Raw genomic sequence first — 11,960 nt, 5'->3', positions numbered from 1 at the left:
TGGCTTCGTCGAAAGGTTCAACGGATGGGCTTATTGAAAAAAACTCAAACCTTCTCTTTTTGCAAACTCAATAAACGCTTCTGCAATGCCCTCAGGAGTTAAACCATCATGACTATATAAGTCGTGGTCAACGATCAAGTGCCCATGGTGGTCAAGAATATTTTCTCCCGTAACAGGATCCTTCACATAAATTTTATCGCCAGAATTGTCCTTGCTTGGCTTCTGCATGGTGGCGAAAAAGATAGGATAATCGTCCTTTTTAGGGCACAAGACATCATCCCACTTCTGCACAAACAGAACTGAGGTCTTAGTTCCGGTATGAGGCTTGAATACATTGACGTGCAATCCAACGACGGCAAGAATACGGCATCGTTCAGCAATAAACTCACGAATATATTTATCGCTCGAATTGTTAAAACGTCCCTGTGGCAGGACGATAGCCATTCGTCCACCTGGTTTCATAAAGTTCAAATTGCGTTCAATAAACAGCACATCACGGCCAACCTTGTTCTGCCATTTGCCAGCACTGTTTTTTCCAAGTTCATAGTGAGAAATGATGGTGTTTTCTTTAATGTCACCAGCAAACGGAGGATTAGCCATCACGAGATCGAACTGGAACTGGCTATAATCCTTTACACCAGCGGGTTGGAGCTTTTTCAGTTTCTTAAACCCTTCATTATAGGTGTCAATCCAATCTTCCTGCTTGGTAGTCTCACCCCAACGGGAATAATCCAGTGTATTCAGATGAAGTACATTGGTCTGACCGTCACCAGCAATCAGATTCAATGTGCGAGCAACACGAACAGTTTTTTCATCAAAGTCTATTGCAAACACATTGTCTCTAACAAAATTAGTTTCTTCAGGAATTCGTTCTGCAGCAGTAAATCCATCACCTTCAGGAAGGCCTTTTTCTCTGCGAATATCTTTCCAAACTTTGAAAATGCTATGAACAGTAAAGCCGGAGCTGCCACAAGCGGTGTCGATAATCTTATCCTTGACTGTCGGATTCATCATCTTTACACACATATCAATGATATATCGAGGCGTAAAATACTGGCCTTTTTCACCCTTCTGAGCCTTACTCATCAGGTATTCAAAAGCATCATCTACAACATCAAGATTGTTGTTAAAAAGCTTTATATCCTGCAAAGAAGCAACACAGACTGCAAGGTGAGATGGGGAAAGTAGAATTTTGCTTTCATCCGTAAAGATACCTTCCCATTTCTTCTTGGCATCATCAAACAGCCCCTGTATCTTTTCTTTCAGTTCAAAATCAGTGTCTCCTGTGTTACGGAACTGCAAATAGGCAGTAGGGTCATTGGCACAAATTAACTCATCATACAGCTTGGCAAAAATGAGCTTGAAGATTTCTTCAAAGGAATCCACGGCCGCACTCGCCAGAACTTCATCTTCCATCTCCTTAATCAGAGAGCGAAGGGACTTTTTCTGAGTGCTAATTTTATCCTTGCGTTTCAGTTCTTCATAGGTGAACTTTTCGTTAATGATGTCTGAAAGCTTCTGCGTAGCCTTAGGAATATCGCTTATTTCCTCGAAGAAATTGGGATCTTTTCGATTGTAACAAGAAATCTGTTCACCGTTTGTCCAGACACCTATAGGCGCACCAGTAGCATTGCAGTAAGACTTCAGCTGATCCTTGCCATCAGTGAGCTTAGGCTTTTTTAGCTCCACGATGATATAGGGAACCATCGGGCGATCTTTGTCCATAATAGTAATATCAGCCCGCTTTACTTCGCGACCAAAGTGAATTGGGGTTTCCAGCTGAATCCGACTAGCCACATATCCGTATTCGTTCATCAGTTTATGAATATAGAGTTGGCGAACAGCTTCTTCAGGAGTAAGTTTAATTGCCTTACCACGGATTGCGCAAGTGATATAAGGAACCTCTGCACCACGGACAGACTTCATGAAAATACGTGACTCTACTGCGGATTTGTCCTCCGTAGAAAAAAGGGTATCATCGTATGTCGTATTTTTGAAAAGATCATTCAATATCATTTTTATTTCCTCCTGATGCGGAAATAGCCGCATAAATAAATTGCTCGATTTGTGTCAATTGTTCTTCTGAGGGATCTACTGCAATTAGTTGTCTTATCAGACCCCATAGCTTGGGCTTTCTACTGAGTTCTGCGTTTATGTCTGGTGGTGGCGTTCCCTTTGCGCTTGCGAAAAGGACCAACATTTTTTCACGCAGTTCAGGAGACGGCTGAAGTTCCTCTAATAACTTTAGGAACACTTCCTCAGAGGGAAAAATCACACCGCTCTCAATCGAGCTGAGAGATGCATTGGTGATACCAACAGTCAACGCCAGTTGCCGCTGCGAAAGACGCGGTTGCTTCTTTTCTCTTGATTGCTTAATCCACTTGCCAAGTTTCTTCTTATCGGCAGCTGATACAGCCATTGATATTCCTCCCTTCATAATGTTAGCTGTCAGTTAATAACTAACATTATGATACCATATCTAAATTCTTAGTGTCAATATGATTTGTCCTCAATTATCGAGTAGATGAATTTCAATTTATGTAACTTTAAAGAGCCAGACTCCGCCAAAGAAGTCCGGTCCTGGTTCTATGCTTAAATTATTCTGTCATGACCTCAACCATCATCCGCACCAGCTTAAAGCCACTTTGGAACAGCACGCACGCTGCCATGTTCTGCTGTTCATGCACTGCATCCGAGTACCGGGAAAACAATTTCTTTTGTTCATCAGTTGTGGTGGTTAGAAGTTTTTTCTCGTTTCTTATAAACAAACGGAGTACTTCTTTGTAATCCTTGCAGGCGATCGTATCGTATTCTGTCGGATCAATATTGCTGTATCAGAGTTCTTCTAAATCTTCATACAACATCCCCTCGTTGATCAGTTCCTAGAAGATGATTCCTTCTGCTCGGTTTCAGCTGTCAATCCTCTCCAGACGAATGAAGGAACCAGCTGAGTGACGAAAAGGAATGTTAGGAAAAACTTGAAGGGAGCAGGCGCAAATTCACAACAAGATTTACAGTACTTATTGTATGACATCTATTGTTTCTTTAGGTATATATTCTACTTTCTGGCTCAAATTCCAGTTTGTCTTTTGATAAATAAAATCCTCTATATGATTTTCATTCATATATTCCGCAATTACATGAACTAAAGGTGGCTCATACAATGGTACATTAAAAGTAGTTTTATAATTTTCTGTTGTAAATATTTCTCCTTCAACATCATAATCTAAGGAATACTCGATTGTACAAGATTCACTTGGGATTAAAACCAGCTCAATAGTGGAATATCCATTAATTGCGCCGCTGGCTGCAGACAGAATCTTCTGGTCAGCACCTTTTGAAACATCTATGTATACAGGTTCTGTAATATTTGTTTCTCCTGCTCCCCCGTCACCATTGATACGCACCTGTCCATTTTCCATAGTAATCCATCCGATCCAGTTTCGATCACTATAACTGTTATAAGGATCATCCGCATAAAATCCAAAATAATTCCCCCGCTCTAATTCTTCCAAAAAATGTTCATTCAATTGAAACGAGTAAATTAATTTCCCATCTCCTCCGTATAAATCTTCCATATGGACAATTGCTCTTTTATCATTATCTACTTCCAACTTCTCATTTGATATTTCTACATTTTCCCAAGAATACTCCTGAATAATATCTTTTTGCTCTCCAACCATCTCCTCGACATATAAGGCAATATTCCTCGACTCAAATACTCCATTACCATAATTAATTGCATAGACCCAAACCACTGTATCCTCCACATAAGCAAAATAGGATACCTCAGCAAATTCGCCCTTTTCAATCGAGTTCACCTGTACTGTAACATCATTTAAATAAGTACCAAAAGGTTTATCGCAATACATAAGGGCACGCACTGCACATGCTTTATTGTAACAATCATCTGTTATCAACTCACTGTAACTGTTTATATTCTCTTCTGCTTCCATATCAGCCGTTATTGATTGTTCATTTGTTTGCTCATAAGGTATTATCTGAATTTTTTTTAATTCTACATCACCAGAATAGCGAGAAATCCAAGATGTTATAATACCTACCAGCACAGGGCCTATAAGGACACAAATTAGTATGTTTAACCCCCCTTGTATCCGGCTTCTCCATTCTGTTGGTATTTTCTTCTTTGAAAAAATCTTTTTCCTTTCTGCTTCTAATTTGCTTTTAATGATATGTTTAACATTTTTTAAATCGATCATATAAAACTCCCAGTATAATACTCATCCATCATTTCTATTATTTCACGCGGAAATAATTTTAATAAAGGATCAAACTGTGTTTGCATTTCCTCCGTAAGTTCACTACAGCACTCATAAAACATGCAATACTGCTTAAACATACATTTACGTTTCTCATATGATAGCACTCTTTTTCCAGTAGTATCTGCAAAATATTCCATGATCATCGCATCATTCTGTATATTATACAGACTCTGAGCCATGCCACAATATGCATTAACAAATTGATCATAATAGACTATCCTGTGCCAAATAATCCCTGTTCCGTCTCTTTTTTTCCGAAAACTCCAGAATATAATTGAAAAAATAATCAAAATCAAAGTTGTGCTAAAAGAAAACGATGAAATTATTTCCAGTCTTTCACTCCAAAATTTTGAGACATTTGGGTCAAAAATCACAAAAATATTTTCCATTTGAACTATATATTGTGTTAATACAAGAAACAATGAGTATCCTATTATCAATCCCATCCCTGTTGCTTTAGTTCCCGGATATAATTCACAACATATATAATACGAAAGAATTATCTCCAAACACAAAATACTTATGAGCAATAATGAAAATATCACATGTTTTCCCCAGCCCATGGTATCCATAAATGCCGCTCTGACACATGCAAAAAGGCAAAGAGTAACTACATTAAAACTAATAGAAGCAAGCTTGGAAATACAATAAAAAAAATAATATTTTTTTGTTATTTCAGCTACATTAGTTTTTAGGCCGGCGAATTTCGTAAACATTTGAGCGCATATCCAGTAGTCTGCCGTCTCGAAATTACATTTTTCTAATGCATTACATACAATGTTCAATTGCCCAGTATATTTTTTTTCATAGAAACAGCTCATAAATAATAATAATAGTTGCAATCCCAACATAAGCCATATCATTACAGCGATCAAGAATACTTGATGCTTTCTAATATCCATAGAAGGACAATACGTCAATATATAAAAACTCACAATTGCACTTGACATAATACAAAGACAAGTCAGCATTTTTCTATATGGGAAACTTAATATTTTGAATTCTAAAAATATATTATTTTTTAATTCGTTCATAATTTCCTCTCAATTCTGCAAAATACTAGGTGCTTATTTTATATTCTCATAAAAAAAGAAGCCTTCCCAAAATATTTTGTTTCGAGAAATCTTCACCACATAACTATTATACCACATTGTACAATTTTATGGGAAAAAGCTTAGTCTAAAAGCAGTGTAAATTTATCTCGGGAAACAATGTGCATTCTGCGGAGCCCAGCGAACTCCTCAGAATGCAACTTAGTAAATATTCAACGCTTTTAGTGTCTGCAGATTATTCCGAATGGATCTTTTTCTGAAAAAACGCCTTTCCAGAAATCCAGATCATCGAAGCATATATAATCATATGTACGTTCTCATTAATACCAGTTTTGACTATTTTTCGTTAATAAAACTGGTAACCCATCAGATTTATATATGATACCAAAGATCCAAGCTGCATTGAAAGACTATATCATATCAGAGCGCCCCGCCTCTTCGAGTGAGTTTGTTTTCTTGAAATCTTTTGCCCTTATACAGAAATATCCTATTCTGTTGTTTCTTTTGCCGTAAAAAAATATATTCTCCGGTCCGGGATTGATATTTCGAGAAAGAAACATGGACCACACAGCCTGAGATCCTCTCTTGCTACATCAATGATTAATGACGGAATATCCTATTCAATAGTTGCTTTAAGAAGATATGCAGTTCTTTATAGAATACTGTATGGCAAACTTTGCATGTAATACGTACCGGCTTGATAATTACTGGCTTGCATCGTTTAACCGATATCTTACCGGAATATCGTACAATAAAGAAATCGTCCCACAAATAGTAATCAATCAGTGGTTGGAAAACACCGATGTTCCTGATGCATCAATCAACGGTTATCTGAAGACAATACATAACTTTATGCGATACAGAGCGGACATGGGAAATCAAGTCTATTTACCTCCATTCCGTAAAGAAAAAGATTTGTATATACCTTATATATTTCGGCGTTACTCTGACATCACATATCTTATTGACAAATTGACATGTTATTAATATAATAAAGAAAAATACAGTTTGGAAGAAGTTATTTCGAGGTACAAAGGATAAATCATACATCGCCAGAGTAAGGAAATGGGGTACAGTCGTATGTTTGTTTTTTGTACATTTTTTATTATTTTCTCAATTTGTTTGTTGTGCTTGGTAGTTTCCTTAATTATTCATAAATATAAAGTTAATATAAAATTTTACATTCAAATACTAGGTATTATTACGTTCAAATGTGAATTTTCACAGCAGAACGAAAAGAAAAATAAGAAATAGCCATTAACTATTTATAATATGAAAGTCTCATTTCTTAGTCTCTATGCCACCTAATATGTTTATCCCAGATTTCTGTTTTTTACATCACCATCACATTAATATGTAGGTTCTTCTTGTGCAAATTCAGCACGTACAGTTAAATAATCAATACCATGAGTCTCTAAAATCACACACGCCTAACAGTCAACGTAACTTGTCACAACCTTAAGCCCATTTCTCCATCATACTTTTCCGCCAATAATTTTCTTCAAAATCAATTGAATTGAGATCCATGGCATGTTCCTGAAATCGTTAAACTGACTTTATCAAATCCATGGTTAATTCTTTTTCCCATATATCACAAAAATCTTTACCATTCCTAATAATCATAATTGTACTTCCACTAAATAATTCATATTCATCCCATTTGCAACGGGCATAATTTTTCTGCTTGTATTCAATACCCAACTTACTGGTTTATAACAATTAAATTCAATCAGATTCTCATATGTAGACTCTTCATTTTAGTGACAAGCCCATAAATCATTTTCGTCGTATTTATCGCCAATAGTATGAACATATGATAGTGTCAATAGTTTTTCGCAAAATCAAAACCTAGCCGTTTAGCAGCCGGTAGTCAGCCGGCTATGATATCAGACAGCAGATCCTCTTCTGTTTTGAAAAGATGATCCATATTCATATAGCGTCTGGCTCCCCAACTGGTTGCTGCTACGTGACGCAGTCTGGCACATACGAGCATCAAGGCACTCTGCCCGTCAGGAAAAGCACCGATCGCTTTTGTACGCCGTTTAATCTCACGGTTGAGGCGCTCAATAGCGTTATTGGTTCGGATCCGGGTCCAATGCTGCGTAGGAAAATCCATATAGGTCAAGGTTTCTTCAATCCCGTCCTCTACCTTCTTGGCAGCTTTAGCAAGCTTCATGGCACGGAGTTTCTCCGCTACCTGGATTGCTTTTTCACGGGCGGCTTCCTTGCTTTCCTGCGCATGGATCGCCTTGAGCATAAGCGCTACCGTTTTCATCTTGTTACGGGGGGTAACAGAAAATATATTTCTGTAAAAATGAACCGTACAGCGCTGATATCTGGCATCCGGAAAGACTTCCGGAATGGTTTCAAGCATACTGAGATTCTTATCGCCGATGATCAAACGTACACCAGTAAGCCCGCGTTCTTTCAACCATACGAAGAAAGAACGCCAGCTTTCACGATCCTCTTTCATCCCTTCCGCAGCACCAAGGATTTCCCGGCAGCCATCCTGACTGACGCCAATGGCAACGAGAACAGAAACGTTCTGGATCTCGCCGCCCCAGCTACGTTTCAGGTAAACACCATCTACGTAAACATAAGGATAGTTCCCGGAAAGCGGACGGGTACGCCAGGTTTCAATATGCTCATAAGCCTTTTTATTCAGGTTACTGATGGTTCCAGGGGATACTTTCGTTCCCCATAAGGCTTCGGTGATATCTTCCACGCGTCGGACAGAAACACCGGCCAGATACATCTCAATAAGAGCTTCTTCCACGGAAGATTCTCTGCGACGATATCTTTCGATAATGGCTGTCTCGAAAGGAACCCCTTTCAGTTTAGGAACCTTCAGTTCGACTTCCCCTGCGGTAGTGTGGAGATTTCGCTTATAATGGCCGGAACGATATCCCTGGCGGTCAGAGGAGCGCTCATACTTTTCAGCGTTGACTAATTCGTCGGCTTCCTTATCGAGCAGGGCGTTTAATGTTTCTTCGACACTGTTACGGACAAGATCCTTTAAATCATGCTTTATTAAGTCCTCATTTAGCTGTATAATCTTATCAGACATGGTTCTATAGCCTCCTTTGATAGATTTAGTTGTGGTGACTTGATTTTACCAAACGGCTATAGACCATGTCTATTTTTATGAAATTGATTTTGCGAAATTAATTATACGTTATCGAACATATCCTTTAATACGTACAACATAATAAGGTTTATAAGCAACACAAGTCCACCATTTGTTTCACAATGATTTTATATAGCCTTGCTTGCTGGTATTGTGTATCACACTCCACCTGCGCTCCGTTTCCGCCTCCGGCGGATCATTACCTGCCGACAAAGAAAACCTGTTATGGCTGTTTCTCTCCCTCCGGATGAGTACATCCGCCACACTCCGGGCAGCGCCAGTGGCAGTTTTCACACTCCTCATCTCCGCAGACACCATAGTCTATCAGTCTGCAAGTGCCACATTTTTTGCAGCCATACTCGCAGTTACGGCATCGGTCATCCCGATCATTTACAATGCATTCTCCGCTTTCCGGGCAAAGATATGAGCAATGATTACAGTCTCCTGGACAATCCTTCGCCTCTTTTTCTTCAACTACAATGCCGACTACTTCGCCTCCCTCCACGTTCAAAGCCTCTCCGGACGTAATCAGATCTCGCAGAATCCGGTCAATTTCCTTCTGGTTGGGTGCACCTATTGCAATCTTTTTTCTGTGAATGATCCGCAGATCATAGTGAATTGTTTTCATAAAATCCTCTCTTTCTATCGTTCCAAACTTCTTTCTCTGTGCCGTTTTTCCCGCTTTGTCTGCCGGATTCCCAGCCGGATACAGAGGCTGTCATTACAGTCTTTTCCCTGCTTTGGCGGCTCATCTTTTGTCTGATATTTCTCCGGAAGAACTGTCCGGATGGCCTGTGTCGCAAGTCTTCCTGTCTGGTCATTATCCAGATGAAAGACCACCATATCCACCTCCGGATGTTCTCTTAGAAAGCGTGTCAGTGCCGCCGGCACCTTACTTTTCTCGATTTCTTTGGCTGGCTGATACACGCCCGCAAGAGATAACAAGTGTTCCTCTCTCCAGTTATTTCCGTCCAGCTTTTGCTCCGTGGCATAAGATAACAGATCAATGGCCGATTCAAACAGATGAACTGTCCGGCATTTTCTCTCTGCCGAGATACAAAAGGAATAATTTTTGTCACTCCCGGACGCCTCCCCGATAAAGTCTGTACCGATCCCACGCAGAGCCGCATAACGAGGTATTCCACTCTGATCCTTCCCCACAAAAACCACGTTGTGATAATTCACGCTTTCATAAACCTGTCCGGTTTTCAGACAATACTGAATCAATTCCATATCAATCCCACGGTTCTGCAGATAGGAAACTGCATACGTTTGATAGCGGTATGGCTTTGGAAGGATCAATTTTTTCTCTGTTTTCTTTTCGGCTGGTATGGGAACAGGCGGCTGGATTGCCGCCTGTTCCGCTATGATCTGTACCGCCTGCACGAAGTCATATCCTCTCACTTTGATCAGATAATCCAGTGCGCTCCTGCCTCCGATCCCCCGGCTCCACCACATCCATTTTCCATTTGAAATCTTCAAACTATCATGAGATCTGGTGGTATAAACATTCCCAGAGAAATGCACCAGCTCATAAGGTTCATAGGTTTTCAGATAAGTCAGCAGGTCGATCTGTTTCACTCTCTGCACCACTTCCGGCGCAACATAAGGCATAAACTTCATCTCCTTTCCTGCCCGTGATCGGATATTCCACAATTCATTTCTTATATCTGGGCATTAAAAAAGCCGGATGATCTTCTTTTTTTGAAAACCATCCGGCTATGTAATTGCATATTACAGTATGAAATTTTCATTTCAACAAATTAGGATTGATCAATTTCTTTTCATATACAATAATGGATATGGATTCCCCTATACAGCAAGTTCACTGTTCACCTATTGCATAATTTTCAACACCATATTGTAGTAACTGTTTTCCTACTCCTTGTCCTCTGTATTCATTTGAAACAAATAACATTTTAGGCGTTCCATCTCAAATCAAGCTTCATATCTTTTGCGATTTTCTCAACTCTATAACTGGTATTTGTTTATCAATCGCCTATTTTATCTTTAATTTGCCCTTGAGCCCTTCAGACATACTGTTAAAACTCTGTCGTCAAATCAGCCCATAATATGCAATCATTTTATTCATTGTCTTCACCATTTTCTTTTTTCAGTAGTGCTTCAAGTTGTAAATCTTCTGATGGCTTTTTACCAGTTATACTTTTATAAGCTTCTTTTATTCCATTTTTTACGGCCCATTTAATAACAAAATATAATGCAATCAATACAATGATTGCTGTGCCGGCACTAATTCCTAATTCTTGAAACATTTTTATTTATCCTCCACAAATATAAATTTTCTATTATCTTTCTTAGTTTTATTAGGATTCTGGCTTTGCGTTTGTTTACAACGCTCTGGGTTATGCCCAACCTCGCCCCGACTTCACGCTCGGAAAGTCCGTCAAAAAAGATTGCCTGTATCAGCTCCTGTTCACTATCCGACAGCAAAGGCAGGGCGGCTTTCAGCCTGTCCACCATGACCGCATTGACAACGGTTTCTGCAATGTCCACCGCTTCATCAGTGATAAAGTCCAGAGGATTCCCCTCGCTGTCCGTAAATCCGTCGAGAGATAGCAGTCTATTCTTTGTATCTAATTTTTGCAGATAACGCCACCGTTCCTTGTCACGGTAGAAGTCTGTGTATTGCTCCCTCACGACTTCAAGCAGACAGCCTTGAATGGGGATAAACAGCTTGTCCATATAGGTCTGGTCGGATTCCCTGCAACGGCAGAACTCCGTGTAGGATAATTCCACATAGCCGCCACTTTCTCTGATATATACCTTTCTTGGTGCATATTTCACCATAAATACCTCCCATCTGAATTTTTGAAATGTAAAAAATCCAGATGGAGAGGCGGAGAACGACACCGCATATCAGAAACAGCCCTACGGCACTTTCCAACAAAAATCGACAAAAGAAAAACCGCAAAGGCTCTGTGACCTTTACGGTTATAGGAAATAGTAATTCTATTGTATGGAGATTGTACTTCTACTTTCAAGGTGAGAAGTACCGTTGCACTGGCAGAAATTTTTTTAACTGGTTTCCTGCCGTTCTCTGATATGCTATGTATTGATAAATTTTGCTTCGTATGAGCAGATAGATAACTGCCCGAAAAAAGGACATAAAAAAATCCCTCCAAATTTAAAAACAAATTCAGAGGGTAATTTAGGGTATAACAAAATAACCCACCCGAATATCGTTTTTTTTATTTGGTGAGTTTGTTCTTTCAAATACGAAACAAAAAGAGCCGATGATTCGTGAATTGTTCCACAATTTCATCGGCTCTGCGTCTTAAGCGTCTGGCTCTTTGATGACAGTTATCTTCAAGTTGTCAACTTTAATCAATCTTTCTTGTCTGCATTTTGGACAATAAAGGGGATAATTCTCCAAAACAGTGTCCTTCCTAATTTTATTACGGGTTTTGCTCCCACAAACAGGACACAATATCCATTCGCATTTCATCATAATTAGTCTCTAATCCTTTCAAATCTCAT

At 39.3% G+C, this 11,960-nt stretch carries 13 protein-coding genes and 1 pseudogene; 2 read left to right on the top strand and 12 right to left on the bottom strand.

Annotated features, from left to right (window positions below; genetic code table 11):
• Positions 1 to 30 precede the first annotated feature (30 nt).
• The 4 genes from FND36_05855 to FND36_05840 form a co-directional block, all read right to left on the bottom strand.
• Complete coding sequence (locus FND36_05855) at positions 31 to 2,049, bottom strand: N-6 DNA methylase (GenBank protein ID QDW73602.1); 2,019 nt, start codon at positions 2,047 to 2,049, stop codon at positions 31 to 33.
• A complete protein-coding gene (locus FND36_05850) occupies positions 2,003 to 2,437 on the bottom strand; it encodes a helix-turn-helix transcriptional regulator (protein ID QDW73601.1) in 435 nt (144 codons plus the stop codon). Before FND36_05850 ends, FND36_05855 begins: the two co-directional genes overlap by 47 nt.
• A 583-nt stretch (positions 2,438 to 3,020) precedes the next feature.
• Complete coding sequence (locus tag FND36_05845; GenBank protein QDW73600.1) at positions 3,021 to 4,220, bottom strand: hypothetical protein; 1,200 nt, start codon at positions 4,218 to 4,220, stop codon at positions 3,021 to 3,023.
• Entirely contained in the window at positions 4,217 to 5,317 is a 1,101-nt protein-coding gene (locus FND36_05840; GenBank protein ID QDW73599.1) for a hypothetical protein, read from the bottom strand. Before FND36_05840 ends, FND36_05845 begins: the two co-directional genes overlap by 4 nt.
• 479 nt (positions 5,318 to 5,796) lie before the next feature.
• On the opposite strand from FND36_05840, the gene FND36_05835 reads away from it, so the two are divergent.
• A complete protein-coding gene (locus FND36_05835) occupies positions 5,797 to 6,021 on the top strand; it encodes a tyrosine-type recombinase/integrase (GenBank protein ID QDW75548.1) in 225 nt (74 codons plus the stop codon).
• 1,184 nt (positions 6,022 to 7,205) lie between these two features.
• Here the strand turns inward: FND36_05835 and FND36_05830 are convergent.
• The 7 genes from FND36_05830 to FND36_05800 form a co-directional block, all read right to left on the bottom strand.
• The gene (locus FND36_05830) at positions 7,206 to 8,402 is read right to left on the bottom strand and encodes an IS256 family transposase (protein QDW73598.1); all 1,197 of its coding nucleotides are present in this window, start codon (positions 8,400 to 8,402) and stop codon (positions 7,206 to 7,208) included.
• A 283-nt stretch (positions 8,403 to 8,685) separates the two neighbouring features.
• On the bottom strand, positions 8,686 to 9,090 hold the full coding sequence (locus FND36_05825; protein ID QDW73597.1) for a hypothetical protein: 405 nt from the start codon (positions 9,088 to 9,090) through the stop codon (positions 8,686 to 8,688).
• Positions 9,091 to 9,104: 14 nt separating this feature from the next.
• Positions 9,105 to 10,076 (bottom strand): DUF3991 domain-containing protein, encoded by a 972-nt coding sequence (locus FND36_05820; GenBank protein ID QDW73596.1) that lies wholly within the window; start codon positions 10,074 to 10,076, stop codon positions 9,105 to 9,107.
• A 211-nt stretch (positions 10,077 to 10,287) separates the two neighbouring features.
• Positions 10,288 to 10,380: a GNAT family N-acetyltransferase gene (locus tag FND36_05815; protein QDW73595.1), complete on the bottom strand. Its 93-nt coding sequence runs from the start codon at positions 10,378 to 10,380 to the stop codon at positions 10,288 to 10,290.
• A 166-nt stretch (positions 10,381 to 10,546) separates the two neighbouring features.
• Positions 10,547 to 10,735: a hypothetical protein gene (locus FND36_05810; GenBank protein QDW73594.1), complete on the bottom strand. Its 189-nt coding sequence runs from the start codon at positions 10,733 to 10,735 to the stop codon at positions 10,547 to 10,549.
• The gene (locus tag FND36_05805; protein QDW73593.1) at positions 10,713 to 11,270 is read right to left on the bottom strand and encodes a sigma-70 family RNA polymerase sigma factor; all 558 of its coding nucleotides are present in this window, start codon (positions 11,268 to 11,270) and stop codon (positions 10,713 to 10,715) included. The genes FND36_05810 and FND36_05805 overlap by 23 nt, the downstream gene beginning before the upstream one ends.
• Positions 11,264 to 11,464, bottom strand: a complete 201-nt coding sequence (locus FND36_05800) for a hypothetical protein (protein QDW73592.1) — start codon at positions 11,462 to 11,464, stop codon at positions 11,264 to 11,266. Before FND36_05800 ends, FND36_05805 begins: the two co-directional genes overlap by 7 nt.
• Positions 11,465 to 11,535: 71 nt before the next feature.
• Between FND36_05800 and FND36_05795 the strand changes: the two are divergent.
• Positions 11,536 to 11,761, top strand: a pseudogene (locus FND36_05795) (hypothetical protein).
• Here the strand turns inward: FND36_05795 and FND36_05790 are convergent.
• Positions 11,758 to 11,931, bottom strand: coding sequence for a conjugal transfer protein (locus FND36_05790; GenBank protein QDW73591.1), 174 nt, complete (start codon positions 11,929 to 11,931; stop codon positions 11,758 to 11,760). The pseudogene FND36_05795 and the gene FND36_05790 sit on opposite strands and share 4 nt — an antisense overlap.
• Between the last annotated feature and the right edge of the window lie 29 nt (positions 11,932 to 11,960).

It is taken from the genome of Lachnospiraceae bacterium KGMB03038 (assembly GCA_007361935.1).
Classification (GTDB): Bacteria; Bacillota; Clostridia; order Lachnospirales; family Lachnospiraceae; genus Massilistercora.
The sequence above is the reverse complement of the archived record's forward strand: the minus strand, read 5'-3'. Positions and strand labels throughout refer to the sequence as shown.

What these genes read in the sequence shown, in the direction of transcription:
- FND36_05790 (QDW73591.1), bottom strand. Translation starts at nt 11,931, where the DNA reads ATGATGAAATGCGAATGGATATTGTGTCCTGTTTGTGGGAGCAAAACC.
- FND36_05855 (QDW73602.1), bottom strand. Translation starts at nt 2,049, where the DNA reads ATGCGGCTATTTCCGCATCAGGAGGAAATAAAAATGATATTGAATGAT.
- FND36_05850 (QDW73601.1), bottom strand. Translation starts at nt 2,437, where the DNA reads ATGAAGGGAGGAATATCAATGGCTGTATCAGCTGCCGATAAGAAGAAA.
- FND36_05830 (QDW73598.1), bottom strand. Translation starts at nt 8,402, where the DNA reads ATGTCTGATAAGATTATACAGCTAAATGAGGACTTAATAAAGCATGAT.
- FND36_05845 (QDW73600.1), bottom strand. Translation starts at nt 4,220, where the DNA reads ATGATCGATTTAAAAAATGTTAAACATATCATTAAAAGCAAATTAGAA.
- FND36_05820 (QDW73596.1), bottom strand. Translation starts at nt 10,076, where the DNA reads ATGCCTTATGTTGCGCCGGAAGTGGTGCAGAGAGTGAAACAGATCGAC.
- FND36_05805 (QDW73593.1), bottom strand. Translation starts at nt 11,270, where the DNA reads ATGGTGAAATATGCACCAAGAAAGGTATATATCAGAGAAAGTGGCGGC.
- FND36_05840 (QDW73599.1), bottom strand. Translation starts at nt 5,317, where the DNA reads ATGAACGAATTAAAAAATAATATATTTTTAGAATTCAAAATATTAAGT.
- FND36_05810 (QDW73594.1), bottom strand. Translation starts at nt 10,735, where the DNA reads ATGTTTCAAGAATTAGGAATTAGTGCCGGCACAGCAATCATTGTATTG.
- FND36_05825 (QDW73597.1), bottom strand. Translation starts at nt 9,090, where the DNA reads ATGAAAACAATTCACTATGATCTGCGGATCATTCACAGAAAAAAGATT.
- FND36_05815 (QDW73595.1), bottom strand. Translation starts at nt 10,380, where the DNA reads ATGTTATTTGTTTCAAATGAATACAGAGGACAAGGAGTAGGAAAACAG.